This is a genomic window from Njordella aestuarii (genome assembly GCF_056494165.1).
Genome location: NZ_CM151397.1, coordinates 5,559,706 through 5,582,128, shown reverse-complemented (window position 1 = coordinate 5,582,128; position 22,423 = coordinate 5,559,706). Strand labels below are relative to the sequence as shown.

Genomic DNA, 22,423 nt, shown 5'->3' with positions numbered 1-22,423 from the left:
ATCCCGCTTTATTGTCCGGCCGCTTTGATATCCTCTGCAAGTTCAGGAACGGGAATTCCTAAAACGCCGCGACCTTCTTCCAGGCGAACATCGACGTCGATTTCGATATCTTCGTTGTCAATCTCCCAGAACTTCGTCAAGAGCTCTTTGTCCAATGGTGTGTACGATCGAGTAAGTCGCATTCCCACGCTGCGAGCTGGGTCGTCGGTAAACCACCAAGGCGATTTTGGAATGTTAGGATCGGAGTCCTTCCACTCTTCATCTTCAGATCCCATGCGAGCCGCACTTCGAAGTCGATCCGCAGTATCTTGAAATCCCCCGCCGCGAACTGTCCTTGACGAGGCCTCTTTAGCCCAGCTGATCGCTTCAGCGGTGCCCAGCGTATCCGCATCGGAAGATGGATATCCGGAAGGATCATAACCATCAATTACCCATTCCCAGGCGTTGCCGTGCATATCAAAGAGCCCGAACGCGTTCGGCGCAAATGATTTGATTTTGGCGGGACCACCGTCAGAATTACCTTCGAACGCTGCATACTCGGCAAGTTTGCTCGCATCGTCGCCAAAGCTATATGCCGATTGGCTTCCAGCGCGAGCCGCATATTCCCATTCGGCTTCCGTTGGCAGTCGATATTGAACTCCAGTCAAACCGCTTAACCATTTTGTGTATTGCTTTGCTGCATACTGTGTCATCGTGACGGCAGGTTGCTGAGGATCGTCGCCCAATTCATAAGTGTGAGAGGGCTCGTACAGCGGCGTCGGAGCCGTAATGGCGTCGACGCGATTGTCTGCCGTTATGCTGCGGATCTTTCTGCGCGATAGGTCTTTGAATACGTTGTACATTCCCATAAACGATTTGTACTCCGCCCAAGACACTTCGCTCTCGCCGATCCAGAACGGATCGATTTTGATTTCGCGTTGTGGACCTTCATCGGCTTGTCTGCCTTCTTCGCTGTCGGGTGATCCCATGGTAAAGGTACCGCCGGGCACGGGAACCATGGTAAACATAAGGTCAGTACCAGGGATTGGAGCCGTATAGGGAACCATGAATTTGCCGTCGACTTCAACGAAAAAGCCCTCAGAGGGCTTCTCTTCGACGATTCCCAGACTCGACCCGTCTGTCGCGGCATCGGCCAGGGTAAAGCTTGTGAGCGAAGCTAAAAACAGGACGGCCAAACAAGGTCGAATTAGGAAATACACAGCGGAAACGTTCAATCGCATTACTTAATCTACTAATGAAGGAAGGTTATCGGAGGGATCAACATTATACACCCGTATGCCAAATCGTAAAATGTCGACGAAACCCGTCAAATCGTGAAACAATATGTGGGTCGATGCCAGACGGATAGTTACGCGGTTGTCGCCGGCAGCAAGTTTTCAGTCTCCGATTGGAGATGCCTCTTGTTGTCGCCTCTCTCTAAAACTAGGTAGACAGGCAGGAGCGTCGTTGCCAACCAAATACAAGTCAACGCGTCTGGAAAGGAGCCTAAGAGCGGGGATTCTACTAGGCCGATGACGACTAGAAAAATTAAACAGCCGCGGACGACCGCAAGATTCAAGCGAATGGCTGTGGCAAAATTCAGCAGAAGCAGCATAAAAACCATCATGCCACCTGGAAAACCAATGGCAAGGATTGGGTGCAATATTATGTTGTGCGAGTGGCCCGACATGTCTTCCATAACTATCGGAGTTGACGCAGCCCCCCAGCCAAATATTGGTCGCTCTACAGATCTCGCCAAGGAATACTGCCAGATGTCCGTTCGTCCTGTAACTGTCGTTACTTCGTCAGCACTTCCCGTTTTGGTGCCTTTCGTGATGATTTTTTCTAACACGAAGTCAAACCCGAGGGAGCTTTCAATTGTCATATAGCCCAGAATTCCAATCAGACAGCCAGCCGCAATGGCTAGATACGTGCCGCGCATTCGCAACAGTGGCAGCATAATCATGAGCGCTGCCGCAGTTCCCGCAATGATTGGTGTTCGGCTTTTCGAAGCGACTAACACGCCTGCAGCAAGCACGAGTATGGGAATAACCCATTTCCAATTAATGTAGCCATCAGCAATACACCCGATGGTAAGTATCAGCATCAGCACCGCATACTTGCCAAGGATGTTTGGATGTGACAAACCGCCGAACCGCTCGACGGTCACAATCCGATTCATAACTTCTTTAAATGTCGCCATCTCTGGTGCGACAACGTACAAGCCGATGCTTACGAGAACATACAGCAGCGCGCCGAACAATGTGGCAAGAACAAACTTGCGGAAACCGAATTCTGCAAGCATGGCCGTCGTTATTATTACGATCGCAACAAAACTGAAAGCGCTGACGAACGCTTTTGTTGGATCCAACGCCATGGGAACTGTGACGAAATGCCAACCCGCTAAGGCAAGGATGAAGAGGCCTGGAAGCGACGAAAGCAACAGTCGAACTTTTTCGCGGTGCCACCATCCCCAAGCTCCTACGACCAAGGATAAAGCCAGAAACGCGAGCCTAATCAAGTTTTGAAACGTGAAGCTTGAGCCACCGGTTTGGATCTCTTTGGCCAAATCGATGTTATTGACAAACACCATCCCGATGTAGCTCACCTGCAAAAAGATCGGGTATAAGACCAAGTTGAAGAATCCTGCCAGATCCATTCGCGCTTGGCGGCTCGCCTGCATCGCTGGTACAGCGTTAAGGCTTGGTGGTGAGAGTTCGCTTGAAAAAGACCGGCAGCGTCGATCAGGAATCAAGGAGTCCATGTTTGGCAGCGATCCACGGAGCTGGCCCGGCCAGCAAAATAGGACAAGAAAAGAACGAAATCTAACGATTTGACATTTAGCCTTACCTGTAAAGATAGTCCGGCCTCGATCGTTGCCAACCGCAGACCGGGATCTAAGCGAATGATTGACCGGTTTAGAGCCGCGGCTGCTAGAATTTATCAATAATGCCGGTAGAAGCGGTCCTAGTGGCTGCTTTCAGCCGGTGACCTTTCTCGTTTGTCGCCTTCAAACCTTGCCGTGTGGGTTCGTTCGCTCTTTCCATCTTGCTGCGGCCAACAAAAAAAGCGGACCGTTTGGCCCGCTTTATTGTTTATCGCGTAATCGTAGCGCACAACCGCTCTAGGCCGCTTGGCGAATTCGAACTTGCGTGCGGCGAAGGGCGATTTCTCGTTCAGCGATTTCAAGATCGCTGTCAACCATCATATTCACCAATTGCTGTAGGTTGGTCTGAGGCTTCCAGTTGAGTTGCTTTTCGGCTTTGGTAGGATCGGCAAGCAAGAGGTCAACTTCGGCAGGACGATAGAATTGTGGGTCGATGACGACAAATTCTTCTGGATCCAAATCGACTCGCTCAAATGCCAAGTTTACGAAGTCTGCAACGCGGCTGGTGATGCCTGTTCCAACTACGAAGTCATCTGGCTTGTCCTGCTGCAACATCAGCCACATCGCTTCGACATAGTCCCCTGCAAAGCCCCAGTCGCGTTTCGCGTCTAGGTTACCAAGCCGCAATTCGCTTTGTAGGCCGCACTTGATTCGAGCCACAGCCGACGTAATTTTGCGAGTGACAAACTCCAAGCCGCGGCGGGGCGATTCATGGTTGAACAAAATTCCTGAGCAAGCATACATGTCGTAGCTTTCACGAAAATTGATCGTTAGATAATGCGAGTAGACCTTCGCAACCCCATAAGGGCTACGTGGATGAAGCGGCGTTGTTTCACGTTGCGGAGTCTCATGGACCAAGCCAAACATTTCACTGCTACTGGCTTGATAAAATCGAATCGATGGGTCAACGCTCTTGATCGCTTCCAGTACGCGAGCAGTCCCCAAACCAGTAATATCGCCTGTGGCAAGCACTTGGTCCCAGCTGGTGCCCACAAAACTTTGCGCACCCAAGTTGTAAACTTCTTGAGGTCGAATCTTTTCGATCAGCTTATACAAAGACGATTGGTCGCTGAGGTCCGATTGGTGAAGCTGGATCTGATCCTGAATATGTTCAATCCGCTCGAAGCTAGGAGTACTTGCGCGGCGAAATGTGCCGTGGACTTCATAGCCTTTTTCTAGCAGAAGCTCTGCAAGATAGGATCCGTCTTGGCCGGTAATGCCAGTGATCAGGGCGGTAGAGCTCATTCCTTTGAATCTCCGATGCGGATGCGTAATGTGATTAATGGGGAGTTTTATGATTAACAAATACAAGCGGGGATGGCTACGCCACTTTTTCTAAATCTCGCAAACTGCACAGACTATGCAGCCTTACGATGTCCTGCGTCTTGTCCGCACAGATTCAAGTCGTGTTCGACCATCATCTGCATTAGCTGTTCTATGTTCGTTTCAGCTCGCCAGCCGAGCTCGGAATACGCCGCCGTCGAATCAGCATACACCGACGCCGCATCGACGGAGCGAGCAAATTTTGGATCAGTCGTAACAAAATCTTGCCACCGGAGATCAACATATTGAAAGGCGATGTCAAGCAATGTTCTTATCGAAGTCAAACGCCCCGTGCCAATTACATAGTCGCGCGCAACGCTGGTCTGCATCATCCGCCACATGCAGTCTACGAAGTCGACGGCATATCCCCAATCGCGGGAAGAATCGAGACAGCCCAATACCAGTTGATCTTGCTGTCCAGTCGCAATCGCAGCTGCTGCCGCAGAAATCTTCCGCGTCAGAAATGTCTTTGGCCGACGCGGCGATTCATGGTTGAACAAAATGCCGCTACATGCAAACAACCCATACTTGTTGCGGTAGACGTCAATCATGTGGTGCGAAGCGGCCTTGGTAACCCCATAAGGCGATATCGGGCGCAGTGTTGTGTTCTCATTTTGGGGACCCTTCTCCGGCCGACCAAAAATTTCGCTCGAGCAAGCATGGAAAAGTCTCGTGTGCGGGCTGTAGTTCCTAATCGCTTCCAGGATCAGGAGCGTAACCTCAGTATTGGCGCGAATCGCTTTGGCGGGAGCCAGCCATGTTTCGGGAACGAAGCTCATGCCGGCCAAATGGTATATTTCATCAGGCTGCAACGTAGCTAAGAGTTGATTCCACTCGTCTTGGCAATTCAGTTCGAATGGGCGAAGGTCGGCGCTGATGGTGTCGTCTAACTGCAGGAGACGCACCGCTTCGCTTTGCCAATAGGTCTCTTTGCGAAGCAAACCTGTTACGGAATAACCGCGCCCGTTCAGTAATGCTGCCAAGTAGTAGCCATCTTGGCCCGAAATGCCAGTGATAATCGCCGTCTTGGACATAAACTCCGCCCCACCATCCATGGTGCTCGCGTTCGAATCGAAAGATCAAGGTTTTGGATCCAGCCATACCCGCTTGCCAAAACCCTTGTACTTACGCGGTTTATCACTAATTTTGCAATCCGCAGTCAATACGAATTAGCGGTCGGAACGAAACCACGCTGTATTTTTGCGGCAAACCAAATGCTTGCAATTAAACAGCAATCCGAATAAACAGATGCGGCACAGCTACCAATTGCAACAAGAATGTGGAACGCGTTATCTTTGCAGAAGAGTTTCCGGACGCCGCCCCAGCTTTACTTTCAGCTCGAGCTCGTTGCCACTACGGGTCACCTTTAGCGGAATAGGGATGCCGCTATCTGTTTCGCCAATCATGCGAATCAAGTCATTGGCGTCTCGGACCTGAGTACCGTTGAACTCAATGATGCGATCACCGATCCTAATGCCTGCACGCAGCGCAGGGGACGCCTTGCCTTCCGCAAAACCAAGCACACGAGCGCCAAGTTCTTGCACGCTCGAGGTTCCAATTTCAACATCATCGAGCGTTTCATTTTGTGAAGCGGGCTTGCCATACAAAATGCTTGGCTTGGCAGCCATGTCCAGTTCCACGCCCAACCAGCCACGCTCCACTTTTCCGTTAAGCCGAATCTGTTCGTAACAACGTTTCGCAACGCGGCTCGGAATCGAAAAGCTTACGCCGCGATAGGTCTCGCCCAGAATGGCTGTATTGATTCCAACGAGGGAGCCATTCTTGTCGACCAACGGCCCACCGCTATTGCCTGGGTTGACCGCCACATCGCTCTGCAGCAAATCGCCATAACGCGGTGCGAGCGCGTTAGCTGACTGCATGTACCGAGTACCGGAGAGGTCGACGCGGTGTTTGCTGGAGATGATCCCGAACGTGATGGAGCCACTCAGTCCAAAGGGGCTGCCTACGGCCCAAACCGTCGAACCCACATCGAGTTTATCGCTATCGCCCCAGTCGATCGCGATAAGGTCCGGCGCATTAATTTTCAGTACAGCCAAATCTGTAGTAGGATCTGAGCCGACGATTTTGGCGCTCACTCGCCGACCGTCCGCCAAGTGTACTTCGACCTTCTCGGCATCCTCGAGAACGTGGTAGTTCGTCAAAATATAGCCGGAACTATCAACGACCACGCCGCTGCCCTGACCCAAGGCAAATTGCCTTGCAAACTCTTCGTCATCGATGACTTTGGCAGATCGTTTGGTCGCGGCGGCAGAAGAATCCCGTGCATGCTGACGCACATCAATTTGAACCACGGTGGGCGTAACGCGGCGACTCACGAGTGCCGACACATCGGAGAGTGTATCAAGGCTGACATTCTTAAGTTGCTCGCCAGCTGTATCGTGTTCTGCTCGCAACTGCCCGCGATACCACGAATACCGTGCCGTTTCCAACATGGGCGGCAGCAAGAAACGTACAGCAACAAGCAGCGTCAACACGATGGAAAGCGAAACAAGCGTAGAAACGAACGCTGCTCGCCAATTTGAATTGCTGGACAGATCTTCAGCAGGATTTACGTGCGAGGAGACATGGGGGGCTTTCACAACGGGTTCCAAAGCGTCAGAATCGAAACCGCTGCCCAAAGTATCGTACTGAAACTGCGGGTAACTAGACGCAGTGACTAGCACTTGGTGTGGAGTCGAATTTTGATCGCTTTGATCCATACGCTCACCTTTTTTCGCAGCCTGACGCGTGCGGAAATTGTATCGAGGTGGTCCTGGGCTTCACGGCCTACGCTCCACAATTGTAGCTGCGCGACCATCACATAAGCAAACGTTTCTCGCCAATCGAGATCGCCCGAAGTGAAAGTCAGCCCCCTTTTGTTGGGCAAATGGACCTTTGCATGCTCTGCGCGAATAGAGGCGGAGACCTATATTCAGCACAATCCATAACCTCTAGCCCCGAAAACATCAATGAATCAGTCAGCCAGTAGCTCGGACAGCACGGTCAATCTGCAAGCAAGAATTCTTCAGGAACTGGCCAAGATAACGCTGCTGGATCCACATTCCCACGTGAATCCGCACTCACCTAGCAGTGAAAATCTCTTGGATCTTCTGGGGTACCACTACTATACCGAACTCGCTCATTCTGCAGGATTGGCAAGAGAATTAATTGAAGATCCAGCGGCCGACAAAAAGACCCGCGTGGGCAGATTGGTTGAGACACTTGGGGCTATCGACAATACAGTTCAATGGAGTTGGATGCTCAAACTGGCCGAGGATCTATTTGATTGGAATGAAGGGACCATCGACCTTAACAACTGGGAACGCCTTTATGATCGGGTCGAAGAATTTGGAAAGCGACCCGATCGTGCTCAAGAGGTCTTGCAGCGTTCCAACGTTGCGAAAGTCTTTCTCACGAATGATTTCGATGACCCATTGACTGGCTTTGATACGGAAAAGTATGTCCCATGTCTGCGGACCGACGACTTAGTTTTTCACTTAGCCGACCCCGCCGTTCGAAAACGCCTCGAGTCTGCCGCTAAACTGGAGATAACTTCGCTTGAGCGGTTGGACGAAGCGGTGCAGCACTTGTTTGATCATTTTTGCTCTCATAATGCAAAGGCGTGCGCAATCTCTTTGCCACCTTCGTTCACACCACGAAAGATTGATCGCGTATCGGCCGTCGCCTCACTACAAAACTTACTCGTCGAAGGAACACTGGCCGATCCGGCGCACCGCGAAGTTATGAGCTACTGGACTTTTTGGAGACTTGCCCAGTTATGCGAAGAACGAAAACTGCCGTTTGATTTGATGATCGGAGTCAATCGGAAAGTCTATCCGGCGGGAGTTTACCAAGGGCAAGACTTGTATGATTCACGTGTATCGATGATTCAATACGGCGAACTCTTTCGCAGTTTCCCGAAAGTTACGTTTCCAATCTCCGTCCTTGCCTCGGTGACAAACCAAGAGTTAGTCGACTACGCTTGGATCTTCCCAAACGTCGTGACGAATGGACATTGGTGGTACAGCAATACTCCATCGTTCATCGACCGGGATTTGCGTAGCCGTATCGAAGCGATTCCGCGCACCAAACAAGTTGGGTACTACAGCGACGCATACAAAGTGGAATTTATCCTGCCGAAGTTTTCGATGTACCGCGATATCTTGGCGACGGTTCTAGCCGAAGATTTCGTGGTCAAGCGACGTTGGAGCGAAGAGCAAGCTGTCACGTTGGGCTCCGATATATTGCGTGGTAATGTCGAGCGAATATTCTTCGCGAACCATTCGTAGCTACGCTCGCGTAAAGCGTGATCGCACTGCGCGTCTTCCCGTAGCTGCGTTCGCCTAGAACGCGGTTGAAGTTCGGTGCGATTTCTGAAAAGTCAGAGTGGGGTTCCTAAAAAGGGTGCCACTGCTGGCTTGTCCAGCAGTGCTCGTGGCCGACGGGTGCGACATGCGAAATGAAGAAGCTCAGCAACTTTTACTTGTCTATTTTCCGTTTGATCCCCAAGCCTGAAAGGCTGACACATCCTCTGCCGGTGGTGATAACCACCGGAAAAGAGCAAGCAAAAAATAAAAAGCCTGAAAGGCTGACACATGTCAACAAATGTGTCGGCCCTCCGGGCCTTAAGGCTTTACAAAGGCTTGGTTCCGGGGCCTTCGACCCCGGCAGAGGATCTGTCAGCCCTTCGGGCTTATATTCAACTACGTGCCCTACGGCTTCTAGGCGTGTCTTGAAACGGGTGCCACTGCTGGCGGTTTCTAAAACGGGTGCCACTGCTGGCTTGTCCAGCAGTGCTCGTGGCGAAACAGCAAACCTTCCCAACACATGCCTGGCTTCTGGCGAAGTCAGCTACGATGCACTTGTATCCTCTTCCGTAGCTGCGTTCGCCTAGAACGCGGTTGAAGTTCGGTGCGTTAACCATTACGTCCCCGGCTTCTAGGCGAAGCCAGCTACGATGCGTTTGCACTTATTCCTGAACTGCGACCGGCAAACAGCTGGCACCAGTCAAAGCAAACTTCCCCAGCCCGCCGCGTTCAGATTACTTCGCAGCTTGACGAATAAGATTTACGGTGCGAACGTCGAAGACTGCATTCTTTTCAATTGCCGATGCTTGGATGCTGATCGAGTATTTGCCTTTAGCATCCAAGTCCACAAAACCAAGCTGCTGCCAGCGAAAGTTTTGAAAGTGGCCGGTTTCGGTCGAAGTGAACTCAAGCGGTGGGATTTCTTTCGATGCGTCGTCGGCCATCGCAAAGCTGACTTTGATCTTGCTGCCCCCCTGCCCCGCTCCGCAACCAGCCAGCGCTGCCACCGCGAAACGTCCTGGCTGGTCCACTGAAAATTCCCAGACGACTTTGTCTTTCAAACTGGTCCAATAACCAACCGTGTTTTTCTGTGGCAGTGGTTCGTACCGGACGGAATCTCCGGAAGTTGCCGCGTGATGACCAGGCAGAATAATCATTCCATCTGCTTGCTGAGTCAGTTGGGCCGACTGCTCCAGTGTTACCGGTCGAGATTGGCAATCGATGGTGATCGATATCTCAAAGGTGTCTTCCGGATCGGCTTGGACTGGAGCTCGCCACCGGATTCGCCATGCGGCGGGCAATGGCATCAAATCGACTGGGCAAAGTTCGCCGTCGAACTCCGCACGCAAACCGATGATAGGCGTTGCCAATCGAGGAATGGAGATACTGCCCGCAGGCTTAACTTTAAATCCATGGAGAACTAACGAGTTGCCAGTGCTGGAAACCATCCAGTCAGGATTCTGCGCAAGCCATGGTGATGTCCAATGAAGCACGTCATCTGTCGGAGTACCGAAGAGCTCCATTAAGCCGAGGTCGTCTGTACCGGCTGATGATTGCACGTTTTGAGCGGACGCCTTAGCATCCGCATTCTGTGCAAGAGCAGCAATCGGAGAGAAACCGATTGCCATCAATCCAAATAGAAAGACAACTGGAGACCAGTTTGTCCGGAGCCGAACGTTGCTGAGTGAAGACCAAGGATCGTGACTCAGCAACGCAGGCATATTCATATTAACTTCCAAATTCTGGACGACGACGTCCCAGCTGTTCTTGCAATCGTTGCACGATGCTGGTGTGCATTTGACTGACGCGGCTTTCGCTCAAGTCGAGCGTTTGGCCGATTTCCTTCATGGTCAGTTCTTCGTAGTAGTACAGGATTATAATCAATCTTTCGTTTCGGTTTAACCCTTTGGTTACCAAACGCATAAGATCGCCTTTTTGGATGCGGCGCGTTGGATCTTCACCCTTTTTGTCTTCCAGGATGTCAATTTCGCGAACATCTTTATAGCTATCCGTTTCGTACCACTTTTTGTTCAGTGATACTAAACCGACCGCAGCGGCTTCGCTCTTCATCTTTTCGAGCTCGCCAAGTGGCAATTCCATATGTTCGGCAAGTTCGTTATCAGTTGGATAACGACCATATCGCTTTTCGAGCGTCTTAATCGCCTCGGAAAGCTTGCTGGCCTTGCTTCGGACCAACCGCGGCACCCAGTCCATAGTGCGCAGTTCATCCAACATGGCACCTCGTATTCGAGGCACACAGTAAGTTTCAAACTTGACACCTCGGCCCATGTCAAATGCGTCGATGGCATCCATCAACCCGAAAACGCCAGCGCTGACCAAGTCGTCGATATCGACGCCGTCGGGCAGCCGCGAACGCAATCGCTCCGCATTATAACGAACCAAGTGTGTGAAAGCTTCAATTAGCGTATTACGCAGCGTCTGATTACTTTGGTCCGCTTTGTAACGAACCCAAACGTCTTGAAGATCGACTTTTGATGCGATCGTCGTTGCCATCCAAACCTCCATGATTGTCCTGGCAAAGGCGTGGCCGAAGAGCCACAAGCTGGCTACTACAACCGAACCGGACTCTAGCGAATCTTGACCCGCAAAGCCATGCCAGTCGTAGCGAATGTTAAATGTGTGTTACGCGAAATCTGAAAGCTTAGCTATCAAACTCTGCAGTTGTCGATCCGATCAACTTGAACTCGTATTGGTCGTACTGTTGCGTTGATCCTGGAAACGTTGAACTGTTTGGCGAAAGTTCGCTTCTACCGATTGCCGAATTAAAGAGTCGGTGATGGTCCCGACGACATATCCGAAAACGGTGAAAGCAAAAGTTAGCGTTAACGCCGATGAAAGCGTTTCGTAGGAAGGCTGTGCGTCGAGAATGGCTCGCAGAGAGCTAATGAGCAGTGCAATTGCTCCCAAACATGCTGCGTATCCTCGCGCCACTGGCACCTCCTTGTGCAAGTACTTCTTCTAGGACAAAACGATCAGTAAGTCTTTTCGACAGGCAAAATAGCCGTGTGCTAGCCAGTCGCACTTATTTCGGTGCGTGCCTCGCAGCAACATGCTTATCGGACCGGCGGCGCTGGAGACTTGAGCGAACGATCGAAAAAAGTCAGAAATTCGCGAAGCCTCAACCGCACACTTTACCAAGTGCATCGGATTGTACCGGTTGTGCCGTTTCAAAAGGCTTTAGGAATTTCGGAAGATTTTCATAAAAAGTTATCTCCTGTAAATCGGCGTAACCTAACTTTGGTTGTTGCCGCGAACCAACGGCATGTGCAAAGGCGATTGGTGCATTCCAAGCCGTTGGGCCAGTTTACTAAGAGATAATTTGATGAGTTTAATGCCTCGACAATCCAGCAGTACCGCTCCAGCTAAAGAAACAACCACTAATAAAGGTTCGTCCAGCTTTGTTGGGCTCACCCACGATGACCTTGAAGCTCATCTGGAAGTGTTTCGCTACGGCGTCTTTGAATTGACCGAAGCGATCCGCCCTTCCTTCGATCTCAAAGTCGTACCGCGGCAAGGCTTTCGTCACGAAGTATATTCGGACGAACAGGCTGGAACGAAAATACCGGTTGTAATGGCTGCGGCTACACGTGACCGACTGTTTGATTTGTTCATCGACATGCTCGAGCCTTTGGGCGAAGTGGTCGATGTGGTGCTCGAGTCAAGCCACAATGGTGATGGCGAGCATTGCGATTTGCTGCGGGAACACATTGATACGCCCGTGCTCAAGAGTGTTCTCTATGATTTCGAAGATCTCTTGCTCAATGACGGCTGCACTGGAATTGCCGTCATGAATCCTCGCAAGCGTCAAGAAATCCAATTTGACGAACACAAGCTGGTGGTCGCCTATGGCTCACCTTTAGAATCGTTCGAACGCATTTTGATCCAGAACGACGTCTATCCCGATGAAGACATGCGATTTTTGACCGAAGCGGAACATGTCCATAGCAGCTCCGATACCTACGCCAACGAATTCGCCAAACTTCGTATGCGTCTAGGCATCGATGAATAAGTCTTTCGAAGCCAGTTCCAAGGGCAAAATAATATTCGTAGCTGCGTTCGCCAGAACGCGGATGATCAGCAAATCGCCACGTCTCTCTGAGACGCTATTTCGAATCGCCGGCAGACTTGAATATGCAGTTCGAAAGGGATGGGACGGAGCGGAGTGAGCTGTGCCGTGATAGGTCGACAACTGCGGATCAAATTTAATCGCTTTTTCAGATGAGCAGTTTGGTTTGAACAACCATGACAAAAAGCTGAGCAGCGATGCAACCCGACCGAGCTTGCCTCGGTCGAAACGGGATCAAAACCAGCCTAAGGCGTCACTGCCCTTGCGTCACGATTGGCGCTTGCCCCCGTCGAACGATGATCCAATCGCTGCGTTCAAGATCATCTATCCACCAAGTCAAGCTTGGTGGTGATATTGAAGCATTCAAACAAAACCTCGCGGCCTATATCTACGTTGGATGTGCTCGCGTCGAACTGCACTGCTGAAGAGTGCAAATCAATTTCGCACGGCGTTGGTTCTAGCATGTCGCTACTCAACCGCTGAGCGATAACGCTTGCTAGCGACCTGCGATGCTGGGTTCGAGCTTGGTTTCGCTCTTGCCAGGATACTCGGACCGAGGCGGTTGCAACTGGAAGTCGAGTAAATCGACCTCCGAGTCATGCTTGTGCTGGGCAGCGATCATCGAATAGAGAGCTGGTACGACAAACAGCGTAAAGATCGTACCAATCGCCATACCAGCGACTAACACAATGCCGATACTGTTGCGCGCTTCTGCGCCAGGGCCAGTGACCAAAACCAGTGGGAAGTGACCACACACGGTCGCAACCGAAGTCATTAAGACGGGACGGAGCCGCGTCTGAGAAGCTTCAATGATCGCACGTTGCTTTGGCACGCCCTGCTCTTGCAAACTGTTGGCAAATTCGACGATCAATATTCCATTCTTCGCAACCAAACCTACCAACGTGATGAGGCCGACTTGGGAATAGATGTTGATCGTCGTTAGATTTAGGCAGGTTAGCACCAACGCCCCACTAATCGCCAAAGGCACCGATCCAAGAAGTACGATCAGCGGATCACGAAATGACTTGAACTGGGCGGCCAGCACCAAGTAAATCAACAATAAAGCAAAGCCGAGAGTGACCGTCAGCGCTGAACCTTCGGAACGAATCTGCCGCGATTCGCCGGCGTAGTCAAGTTGAGCCGAGGTACCGATGACGTCGTTGGCAATGTCCTCTAAAGTCGTTAGCCCTTGCTCTTTGGTGACATGCGGCAGGACTGCGGCGAAGATGCGCACGGCGCTTTGCTGCTGGAATCTTTGTAACGAACGTGGCGCGGTCTCCGGTTCAATCGAAGCAAAGGTTGATACGGGAATCAGCGTACCAGCAGGTGTTCGCACTTGAAGGTCCATCAAGGCAGCCGTTGACTTGCGTTCCTCAGGATCTAACTGTGGAATGACTTGGTATGATCGGTTGAAATAGTTGAAGCGGTTGACATAGCCGCCCCCCAGCAATACTCCCAGTTCTTGCCCAACCGCAGCTTGGTCGAGTCCTAAGTCCGCTAGTTTCTCTCGATCGACGATGACGCGAGCTTGCGGCAAATCGATCTTGAGATCAGTGTCGCAAAACATGAACTGATTCGATGCGCGTCCGCGCTGCGTGATCTCTTGCACAATTTCGAGTTGGCGTTCAACTGGCAAATCGCTCTTCAGGATCAGTTCCACATCGTAGTTGCCAGCACCGGGCAAAGGTGGAACCAACACAGGGAACGCTTCCAGGCCAGGGTTCTGGGAAGCGATCCCGTAGACTTGCGGATAGATCTCTTGTGTATTTCGTTCACGCTGGTCCCAATCGGTGGTTATGACACCTCCAAATCCGCCTGCGGAATTGATGAGCGCCCACATGTAATCGGACTCAGGGATTTCTTGAAACGATTCTGCCAACTGCGAGGCCCATTGGGTGGACGAAAGCAGCGTCGAGTCGGGAGCGGCCGTCAAAGCTACCGATATCGCGCCCTGATCTTCGACCGGCGCGAGTTCTTTGGGAGAAAACATGTAGAGCGGGACAGCAGCGAGGGCGACGATTAGCGTGGCGGCGGCGATTCCCCATCGTAACGGCAGAACGCGCGCAAGTAGCCTTCCATAGGCCGCTTGAGTTTTCGCAAACAAGTGATTTACAAAACGGGTCAAACGGCCCTCTTTCCCCGATTCGCTCAACATGATCGCGCTCATAACAGGGCTGAGCGTCACAGCGACGACACCAGAAACGACAACAGCCGCAGCGAGCGTGAATGCGAACTCGCGGAAAAGCATGCCGGTGAGTCCACCTTGAAAGCCGATCGGTGCATAGACAGTCGCCAAGGTAATGGTCATTGCTATGATCGGACCGACTAACTCGCGTGCGCCGATCAGGGCCGCACGTCGTCGCGAGTTTCCTTCTAGGATATGCCGCTGCACGTTTTCAACGACGACGATGGCATCATCGACGACCAAGCCCACCGCCAAAACGATCGCCAGTAGCGTCAATAGGTTCAGTGAGAAGCCGAGCAAGAACATGATGATCGTCGCTCCGACCAACGACACAGGCATCGCCACCAAGGGGACAATCGCGGTGCGAATAGAGCCCATGAAAACGAAGACGACGATTCCAACGATCAAGATTGTTTCGACTAATGTTTTCGAAATCTCTTTCAGCGCTTGCTCCATGAACTTTGTCGCGTCAAACGCCAACTGCATGTCGACATGCTCGGGCAAAGTGGAGTCTACTTCTTTAAGTGCTTCACGCAGTCGGTGTGAAACATCGATTTCGTTGCTGCCAGGCAGCGGCCAAACGCTCACATAGACCGCCTCTTTGCCGCGATACATGGCTGTCGTCGCAGGTTCTTCCGATCCTAGTTCGACCTTAGCGATATCGCCTAAACGAATGATTGAACCTTCGTTTTGCGATACGATCATATTGCTGAATTCGTCGACACTTTTCAAATCCGTGTTTGTCAGCAGATCGATTTGGACCGTGTCGCTTTTCACGCGACCGATCGCGGCGAGGAAGTTGTTCCTCTGCAGTGCTCGAAACACGTCCCCTGGTGTCAAATTGCGTTCGCTCAAACGTTGCGGCGAGATCCAAATGCGCATCGCAGGAACTTGGCCTGCTTCGATCCCGACTCGTTGAACGCCAGGCAGAATCGATAGTTGCGGTTGGATATTGCGGCTCAGATAGTCGGTCAGGGCAGGAATATCAAAACGATCGGAAGTAAAACTTATATAGAAGGATGCGTAAGGACGATCTGCCCGAGAAAGCGCGATCACGGGGGGCTCGGCTTCCGCTGGCAGCTCGCGGCGAACTTGTTGAAGCCTAGCATTTACTTCCGCCAGAGCTTGCGTACTATCGTGGTTCAAGTTCAAGCGAATCGTAACGGAGCTGACACCAGCGGTGCTGCTGCTTTCGACAAAATCAACGCCCGCGATCGATGATACCGCTCGCTCGATCGGAGTGGTAAGGAAGCCACGCACCGTTTCGGCGCTTGCTCCGATGTAAACCGTGGTAACCGAGATTGAGGTGCTTTCGAGCTTGGGGAACTGCTGGATAGGCAGCGACATGGCGCAGCGAATTCCGACCAAAACGATGATCAGATTTACTACACCAGCCAGCACCGGGTGTTTGATGAAGACGTCTGTAATAGTTTTCATGATGAATAGAATCCGCGCTCGATTGCTATTGTGAGCTTATTTCCGTTTCGGCGAGCAAGATGTTGTCACGGACTTTGAACGAACCATCAGCCACAACGCGTTCGCCTGCTTCGACGCCAGATAGAAGGGCGACAGAATTGCCTTGAGTGAGTCCAACGTGCACCTCACGCGAGACTGCTCGCGGGACACCTTCTTTATCCAACACGGACAGAAAAACAAAGGTCCCCGTCGGGCTGCGGCGCACGGCAGACGCTGGTACTGAGACCGAGTTGATCGAGGCACCGTACTCCACAAGGACTTTTAGTGAATCGTTTGGCTTTAGAGACTCTGGCGGATTCGTGAGTTTAGCTCGTACGTTCAAGCTCCGCGAGACGCGGTCAGCTTGCGAGTCAATAGCGATGACTTCCGCTGACAGATCTGCACCGGCCGACAGCAATAGGACTTGCTGACCGATCTTGATTTCGTCGGCCACGTGCTGAGGGACCGTAAAATCGATATGCAGGTAATCTTCGATTCCTTGCAGCGTGGTGACGAGCGTGCCTTCGGGAAGGTATTGCCCCAGGTGCAAATCGAACAAGCCCACTTCCGCATCGAAGGGGGCTCGCAAAGTCTTCTTGTCGATTAAGGCTTGAAGTCGTTCGATTTCTGCATCAGCTTGCGCCAGAGTCGCTTCCGACTGTTCCAGTTCCATCTCGCTGATAGCGCTGGCTGCGTTGGCTTGTTTATTGCGACGGTAGACGGAGTCGGCCATGCGGCGCGTCGCCTTCGCGCTCTTTAGTTGAGCTTGTTCGATGCGTGAATCGAGTTCGACCAACAGGTCGCCGGCTTTGACAGTCGATCCTGCTACCATGGGAATCTGGGTGATTGTTCCGGTCAGCTCGGTCTGCAGGCGAACCGACCTGGGGGCCAGAGCGGTACCGACAACCGTCGAACTTAAGCGAAACGAGGTGGGCTGCGCGACGGCCGTTCGTACCGCAACGGGCGACTCTGGCGTTGGCGGAGCGGCTGCGGCTTGTTCAATCTGCCAATACTTGGCGTAGGCGATTCCACCCAAAATGCACAAGACTACTACCGTTATGGCGATAGAGCCTACAATCTGACGCAACATACAAAGCAGTCCCAAGATTAACTGAGCACCGATCGGGCAACGATGGCCGACCGATTCCGAGCGAAACGAGCGTAGCCAGGAATTGTAATTGGAAAAACAAGATCTGTCTCAAAAATCGCAAGTTCCGCGGCTTGGCTGCTGCGGAATCAGGGATCTTGATAACGGACAGGGGTATCGCTGCGAAGGTTCTTTTCGGTTTCGATGCGGTTTGCCGCGTTCAGCATGGCAAGAATGGTGGCTTCGACCGAATCGGTAGACACGCCAACGCCGCGGTAAATTTGACCTTCGTGTTCGATTTCCAAGGTGACTTCGCCTTGAGCGTCTCGTCCAAGAGTAGCGCTGCGGACCTGGAAATCTTTGCAAATCAATTTCAGCCCCGTCAGCTTTTCGACAGCCCAAAACGCCGCATCGATCGGTCCGTCCCCCTGTTCAACTTCGGCATGCAACTGCTCGTCGCCATGTTTGAGCCGCAGCGACACTCGGGGCGATTGGTTTGTACCGCTGGAGACACTGAAATCGACAAGCGACCATGCCGGCGTAACGTGACCACTCATCTGACTCTGGATCAACGCGATAATGTCGCCGTCGTAAATTTCCTTCTTCTTGTCGGCCAACTGTTTAAAGCCATCGAACAACTCTTGAATCTGCGAACCAGTCAACTGATAGCCCAACGTACGGACGCGATCAGATAACGCCGCGCGACCGCTATGTTTGCCTAACACAAGGTCGGTCTTAGAAAACCCTACGTCTTCCGGACGCATGATCTCATAAGTCAACGGTTGTTTGAGCATACCGTCCTGATGAATTCCTGACTCGTGCGCAAATGCGTTACGACCGACGATAGCCTTGTTTCGCTGGACGTCGATACCCGTAATCTTGCTTACCAAGCGACTGACAGGAACCAACCGCTGCGTGCGAATCCCGGTGTTACAGTTGTACAAGTCGCTGCGGGTTCGCATCGCCATGACTACTTCTTCCAAAGCGCAATTGCCGGCACGTTCACCGATGCCGTTGATCGTACATTCAATCTGTCCAGCGCCAGCTTGAACAGCCGCCAATGAATTTGCGACCGCAAGTCCCAAGTCATCATGACAGTGGACGCTGATGGTGGCCTTGTCGATGTTCGGCACGCGATTGAAAAGCATCTCAATTCGCTGGTACATCTCCAGCGGAGTCGTGTAGCCGACGGTATCGGGGATGTTGATTGTTGTGGCACCTGCCGCGATCGCAGCTTCGACAACTTGGCACAAGAAATCGTGTTCGGTTCGCGCCGCATCCTCCGGCGAAAATTCAATGTCATCACAATAGGAATGAGCTCGCGAAACTCCAGCAACTGCTTTGGCAATGATTTCATCGCAGCTCATTCGCAATTTGAATTCACGATGGATGGCGCTGGTGGCGAGGAAAATATGAATCCGAGGTTGCTGAGCCTCTTTCAAGGCTTCCCAGGCACGATCGATATCGCCATCGTTGCAACGCGCCAAACCACAAATCGTCGCGCCACGAACGACCTGCGCGATCTGCCGTACCGAAGCAAAATCGCCCGGTGAAGCAATCGGAAACCCGGCCTCGATCACATCTACACCAAGTTCCGCCAGCGCTTGAGCAACTTCGAGCTTTTCAGCAGCATTCATGCTCGCACCCGGCGATTGTTCGCCGTCGCGAAGGGTCGTGTCAAAAATGCGGATCTGCCGCGCAGCTGTGCTAGCAGTAGGACTTTGAGCCGAATTTGCGGTATTTTTATCAGTCATGGGAAGCGAAATCGGAAAAACATTGGAAGTGGCTGCGATCTTACGAGTCCATTTCGCAAGCCAAACGGTCGAGTGTAGTGTAGCAAGTCCAGCAGATTTGATTAGCGAGGCTTGCTGCGGCCCGGTATCAAACTTTGAGTATTACCGAGCGGTACCTAGAAGAGGTCTAGGTTGTAGGAAAGGTTCGGCGATTGATCCGCTGGACGAGAGGCTTCAGGAATCATCTCATCGTCTTCAACGTGTTTTTGCAACTATGACTGCAATTTTGCATCGGTTGTGAGCGGCTGGGATTCGTGGTTTGGAACCGCTGTATCCTTCATTTCGGCCTTAGATAATTTATGGTTCCTTGGCACGAAGGAATGAGCCTCATGTCGAAAGTATCGGTTTCGAAGCGAATCAAATTCGTTGACCGTCTTGACCAAATCGACGACGGAACGCGCTGCAAGTTTGCCGTAAAGTTTGTGCCGCCTCGATTCGATTGCACGTTGCGACACGCCCAACTCCCGTGCGATTGCCTTGTTGGGATCGCCCCGCAAAATCGACTCGAGAACTTCCGCTTCGGCATCGCTGAGCGCCGCAAACCGCTCCTGCAACTGACAAAATTTCCGAAATTCGCTAGCCAAATCCAACATAACAGCCATCGCAGTATGAATCGTCACATCGAATTGCGACTGGGTGTAAGCCGAGTCGATGTAGCTGAACATGCCACGCTGCATCCATTCGACGACGCTGAAGGTGGGAACCTTGTTTCCGATGACCACGACAACGTTATTGTCAGCGAGACGCAACAAGTCTGACATAAAGCTAGCTAATCCACGCTCATCTTCGGTTTCTTCATGGTCAGAAATATTAGGCTGCATCGAGCTGATTTCGACGATGAACAGGCATGCAATACTCTTGGATGTCCGATCGTCTGCAAAAAAGTTGGAGCAGATAAAACTAGACTCTCCCTTGGCAATACGCAGGGCCACTTCAACTCGCTCAGCGGTCGACTGGGATGTGGCGAAAACGAAGGTTTGTCCCGAATTGAGCATTCTTAAGTCTGCGGATGAGGCACTGCCAGCACGCTGGAAATGCGAGCAATATTTGAAAAGTCCGAGTGGTTGTAGATCCTTGAAGTGCGTCGTGCTAAAGGAGATTCAGGCCGCATAAAAGGCTCTTTTAGTGTAATGAAGCGCAATTGACGATATGAACCCCTCAAAATAACGGAAATATTTTTCGAAATTTTTGAACAGCCTAAAAGTCGGCAGCTATTTGCTGCTTGTAGCATTAGCTCGCTATTGGTAACAACTAAATAAACAATCAGCGTGAGTCAGGATACCGATTCGAGTGGACCGGTTTCTGAACTTTCCGCGAAGCCGTAACGATTGAAAACCAATTAATGATAGATCCAAGGAAACGGTCACGGGCCATCGTTCTGCTGAGCGGCGGTCTCGACTCGGCAACTGTGCTAGCGATTGCACAGGAGCAGCAGTTTGACGTGACGGCACTTTCATTTCGCTATGGACAGCGTCATGCCAATGAAACGGAATGCGCAAAGTCAATCGCCAGTAAAGCCAGGGTTGCAAAACATGTTTTGGTTGATGTGGACCTTCAATCTGTCGGCGGTTCAGCGCTCACCGACTCCACTTTTATTGTTCCGAAGCACGAAAATGCACATCAAATTGGAAATTCGATTCCGATTACGTACGTTCCAGCGCGTAATACGTTGTTCTTGTCATACGCCCTTGCTTGGGCGGAAGCAATCGGAGCGCGGGATATCTTTATAGGCGTCAATGCGCTCGATTACAGCGGATATCCCGATTGCCGACCGGAATTTATTGAGGCCTTTGAAAAACTTGCGAATCTCGCGACAAAGGTTGGGGTCGATGCGATTGCAGATCCGTCAAAGCTCTCTATCAAGATCCATGCGCCCCTTATTGCGATGACCAAAGCAGAAATAATCGCCCTCGGAACACGACTGGGGGTGGACTATGCGAGTACTTCGTCCTGTTACGATCCGCTTGAAAATGGTGTGGCCTGCGGATTTTGTGATTCCTGCTTGCTGAGGAAGGCGGGATTTGCTGCAAATCAGCAAGTTGATCCGATTCGTTACGCTGAATAAGCGCGCGTTAAAACGACTTCTGGTTATATTGGTCCGTAGGCATTCAAACCGTCCCATGTTGCAGCGTATCTCCGAGACGCTGATTCGAGTCTCGGAGAGACACGGCTACATGGAAGTTATCTGCCACTGGACTTAGCAAGTTACCGCATTCCCGCCCGCCCTTCCCTCCGCGCATTTCATGCAAACCGAACAGTTATTAAATCAGTCTGATCTTAAGGTTGCCCTCGAACTACAAGAAAAAATGCAGGCGGTGCTCACCGCAATCAGCCAGAAGGTCGTCGGTCAGCATGAGACTCTCGAACAATTGTTGATCGCACTGCTGGCGGGTGGCCACTGCCTGTTAGAAGGTGTGCCGGGGCTAGCGAAAACACTAATGGTCCGTTCGTTGTCGGAATCGATTCATCTGGCGTTCGCGCGGGTTCAGTTTACGCCCGACCTAATGCCGTCGGACATTATCGGAACTGACATCATCCAAGAGTCGCATGAGGACGGTAGCCGTCAGTTGGTGTTTCAAAGCGGCCCGATTTTTACGCAAATTCTGCTGGCTGACGAAATCAACCGTACGCCTCCGAAAACGCAAGCGGCACTACTAGAAGCAATGCAAGAGCATTCAGTAACAGTAGGCCGACAGACTTACAAACTGCCCGAACCGTTCTTCGTGTTGGCAACACAGAACCCGATTGAGCACGAGGGGACCTATCCGCTGCCGGAAGCTCAACGTGATCGCTTCTTACTCCAAGTCATCGTTGGATACCCGTCGCGAGAAGACGAGTCGGCGATTATGGATCTGACGACGGGCCGCGTTCGCAATGAAATTGAAGCAGTCTTGCACGCCGAAGAGTTGCTCCGTTTTCAGACACTAGTCCGCTCGGTACCGCTACCGGAGAACGTGAAGGGCGTGATTCTTGATTATGTCCGGCAACTGCGACCGCTGGAGCCTGACGCTGCTGACTGGGTGAAGGAGCTGATTGATTGGGGACCTGGTCCACGTGCCTGTCAGCACTTGGCGCTGGCGGGTAAAGCTCGAGCGTTGCTTCATGGTCGAGGCGTTGTAACTGTCGATGACATACAAGCTCTCGCCTTACCAGTACTTCGGCACCGTATAGTCCTGTCGTTCGCCGCGACAGCACAAGGTTTTACAACCGACACGGTTCTTGCGAAAGCCTGGAAGCAAATTGCTCCCAAGTCTGTCAGCGCGCTGTAGTTCCGATTGGGCTCTTGTTGCACCGTTTGTTGCGCGTTGCATGGAGCACGC

The 22,423-nt window shown here is 51.8% G+C and carries 16 protein-coding genes; 4 read left to right on the top strand and 12 right to left on the bottom strand.

Annotated elements, in window-relative coordinates; all coding sequences use genetic code 11:
* Window positions 1–8: 8 nt before the first annotated feature.
* From SH451x_RS21850 to SH451x_RS21830, 5 genes are all read right to left on the bottom strand, one after another.
* On the bottom strand, window positions 9–1,220 hold the full coding sequence (locus SH451x_RS21850) for a formylglycine-generating enzyme family protein (RefSeq protein ID WP_479359278.1): 1,212 nt from the start codon (window positions 1,218–1,220) through the stop codon (window positions 9–11).
* A 128-nt stretch (window positions 1,221–1,348) separates the two neighbouring features.
* Complete coding sequence (locus SH451x_RS21845; RefSeq protein WP_479359277.1) at window positions 1,349–2,743, bottom strand: O-antigen ligase family protein; 1,395 nt, start codon at window positions 2,741–2,743, stop codon at window positions 1,349–1,351.
* 360 nt (window positions 2,744–3,103) lie between these two features.
* A complete protein-coding gene (gene gmd, locus SH451x_RS21840) occupies window positions 3,104–4,111 on the bottom strand; it encodes a GDP-mannose 4,6-dehydratase (RefSeq protein ID WP_479359276.1) in 1,008 nt (335 codons plus the stop codon).
* A gap of 113 nt (window positions 4,112–4,224) precedes the next feature.
* Complete coding sequence (locus SH451x_RS21835) at window positions 4,225–5,223, bottom strand: GDP-mannose 4,6-dehydratase (RefSeq protein WP_479359275.1); 999 nt, start codon at window positions 5,221–5,223, stop codon at window positions 4,225–4,227.
* Between the two features lie 255 nt (window positions 5,224–5,478).
* Window positions 5,479–6,909, bottom strand: a complete 1,431-nt coding sequence (locus tag SH451x_RS21830; protein ID WP_479359274.1) for a S1C family serine protease — start codon at window positions 6,907–6,909, stop codon at window positions 5,479–5,481.
* Window positions 6,910–7,158: 249 nt separating this feature from the next.
* On the opposite strand from SH451x_RS21830, the gene SH451x_RS21825 reads away from it, so the two are divergent.
* A complete protein-coding gene (locus SH451x_RS21825; protein ID WP_479359273.1) occupies window positions 7,159–8,478 on the top strand; it encodes a glucuronate isomerase in 1,320 nt (439 codons plus the stop codon).
* Between the two features lie 752 nt (window positions 8,479–9,230).
* Here the strand turns inward: SH451x_RS21825 and SH451x_RS21820 are convergent.
* From SH451x_RS21820 to SH451x_RS21810, 3 genes are all read right to left on the bottom strand, one after another.
* Entirely contained in the window at window positions 9,231–10,223 is a 993-nt protein-coding gene (locus tag SH451x_RS21820) for a hypothetical protein (protein WP_479359272.1), read from the bottom strand.
* A gap of 1 nt (window position 10,224) precedes the next feature.
* Window positions 10,225–11,010 carry a FliA/WhiG family RNA polymerase sigma factor gene (locus SH451x_RS21815; protein ID WP_479359271.1) on the bottom strand — a complete coding sequence of 262 codons (786 nt, stop codon included), beginning with the start codon at window positions 11,008–11,010 and terminating at the stop codon, window positions 10,225–10,227.
* Window positions 11,011–11,190: 180 nt separating this feature from the next.
* On the bottom strand, window positions 11,191–11,448 hold the full coding sequence (locus SH451x_RS21810) for a hypothetical protein (protein ID WP_479359270.1): 258 nt from the start codon (window positions 11,446–11,448) through the stop codon (window positions 11,191–11,193).
* A 391-nt stretch (window positions 11,449–11,839) separates the two neighbouring features.
* Here SH451x_RS21810 and SH451x_RS21805 point away from each other — a divergent pair, with 391 nt between their 5' ends.
* Window positions 11,840–12,526 carry a hypothetical protein gene (locus tag SH451x_RS21805; RefSeq protein ID WP_479359269.1) on the top strand — a complete coding sequence of 229 codons (687 nt, stop codon included), beginning with the start codon at window positions 11,840–11,842 and terminating at the stop codon, window positions 12,524–12,526.
* 553 nt (window positions 12,527–13,079) lie between these two features.
* On the opposite strand, the gene SH451x_RS21800 is transcribed toward SH451x_RS21805, so the two are convergent.
* The 4 genes from SH451x_RS21800 to SH451x_RS21785 all read right to left on the bottom strand — a co-directional run bounded on the left by SH451x_RS21800 (window position 13,080) and on the right by SH451x_RS21785 (window position 20,098).
* Complete coding sequence (locus tag SH451x_RS21800) at window positions 13,080–16,205, bottom strand: efflux RND transporter permease subunit (RefSeq protein WP_479359268.1); 3,126 nt, start codon at window positions 16,203–16,205, stop codon at window positions 13,080–13,082.
* Window positions 16,206–16,230: 25 nt separating this feature from the next.
* Window positions 16,231–17,313 carry an efflux RND transporter periplasmic adaptor subunit gene (locus SH451x_RS21795; RefSeq protein WP_479359266.1) on the bottom strand — a complete coding sequence of 361 codons (1,083 nt, stop codon included), beginning with the start codon at window positions 17,311–17,313 and terminating at the stop codon, window positions 16,231–16,233.
* A gap of 146 nt (window positions 17,314–17,459) precedes the next feature.
* Window positions 17,460–19,064, bottom strand: a complete 1,605-nt coding sequence (locus SH451x_RS21790; RefSeq protein WP_479359265.1) for a 2-isopropylmalate synthase — start codon at window positions 19,062–19,064, stop codon at window positions 17,460–17,462.
* 251 nt (window positions 19,065–19,315) lie between these two features.
* A complete protein-coding gene (locus SH451x_RS21785) occupies window positions 19,316–20,098 on the bottom strand; it encodes a LuxR C-terminal-related transcriptional regulator (RefSeq protein WP_479359263.1) in 783 nt (260 codons plus the stop codon).
* Between the two features lie 347 nt (window positions 20,099–20,445).
* Here SH451x_RS21785 and queC point away from each other — a divergent pair, with 347 nt between their 5' ends.
* Together queC and SH451x_RS21775 are read left to right on the top strand one after the other, a co-directional pair.
* Window positions 20,446–21,168 carry a 7-cyano-7-deazaguanine synthase QueC gene (queC, locus tag SH451x_RS21780; RefSeq protein ID WP_479359262.1) on the top strand — a complete coding sequence of 241 codons (723 nt, stop codon included), beginning with the start codon at window positions 20,446–20,448 and terminating at the stop codon, window positions 21,166–21,168.
* 178 nt (window positions 21,169–21,346) lie between these two features.
* Entirely contained in the window at window positions 21,347–22,372 is a 1,026-nt protein-coding gene (locus SH451x_RS21775; protein ID WP_479359261.1) for an AAA family ATPase, read from the top strand.
* Window positions 22,373–22,423 lie beyond the last annotated feature (51 nt).

Bases quoted from the DNA above. Each gene is read 5' to 3' on its own strand.
- SH451x_RS21850 (WP_479359278.1), bottom strand. From the start codon at position 1,220: ATGCGATTGAACGTTTCCGCTGTGTATTTCCTAATTCGACCTTGTTTG.
- SH451x_RS21845 (WP_479359277.1), bottom strand. From the start codon at position 2,743: ATGGACTCCTTGATTCCTGATCGACGCTGCCGGTCTTTTTCAAGCGAA.
- gmd (WP_479359276.1), bottom strand. From the start codon at position 4,111: ATGAGCTCTACCGCCCTGATCACTGGCATTACCGGCCAAGACGGATCC.
- SH451x_RS21835 (WP_479359275.1), bottom strand. From the start codon at position 5,223: ATGTCCAAGACGGCGATTATCACTGGCATTTCGGGCCAAGATGGCTAC.
- SH451x_RS21830 (WP_479359274.1), bottom strand. From the start codon at position 6,909: ATGGATCAAAGCGATCAAAATTCGACTCCACACCAAGTGCTAGTCACT.
- SH451x_RS21825 (WP_479359273.1), top strand. From the start codon at position 7,159: ATGAATCAGTCAGCCAGTAGCTCGGACAGCACGGTCAATCTGCAAGCA.
- SH451x_RS21820 (WP_479359272.1), bottom strand. From the start codon at position 10,223: ATGAATATGCCTGCGTTGCTGAGTCACGATCCTTGGTCTTCACTCAGC.
- SH451x_RS21815 (WP_479359271.1), bottom strand. From the start codon at position 11,010: ATGGCAACGACGATCGCATCAAAAGTCGATCTTCAAGACGTTTGGGTT.
- SH451x_RS21805 (WP_479359269.1), top strand. From the start codon at position 11,840: ATGAGTTTAATGCCTCGACAATCCAGCAGTACCGCTCCAGCTAAAGAA.
- SH451x_RS21800 (WP_479359268.1), bottom strand. From the start codon at position 16,205: ATGAAAACTATTACAGACGTCTTCATCAAACACCCGGTGCTGGCTGGT.
- SH451x_RS21795 (WP_479359266.1), bottom strand. From the start codon at position 17,313: ATGTTGCGTCAGATTGTAGGCTCTATCGCCATAACGGTAGTAGTCTTG.
- SH451x_RS21790 (WP_479359265.1), bottom strand. From the start codon at position 19,064: ATGACTGATAAAAATACCGCAAATTCGGCTCAAAGTCCTACTGCTAGC.
- SH451x_RS21785 (WP_479359263.1), bottom strand. From the start codon at position 20,098: ATGCTCAATTCGGGACAAACCTTCGTTTTCGCCACATCCCAGTCGACC.
- queC (WP_479359262.1), top strand. From the start codon at position 20,446: ATGATAGATCCAAGGAAACGGTCACGGGCCATCGTTCTGCTGAGCGGC.
- SH451x_RS21775 (WP_479359261.1), top strand. From the start codon at position 21,347: ATGCAAACCGAACAGTTATTAAATCAGTCTGATCTTAAGGTTGCCCTC.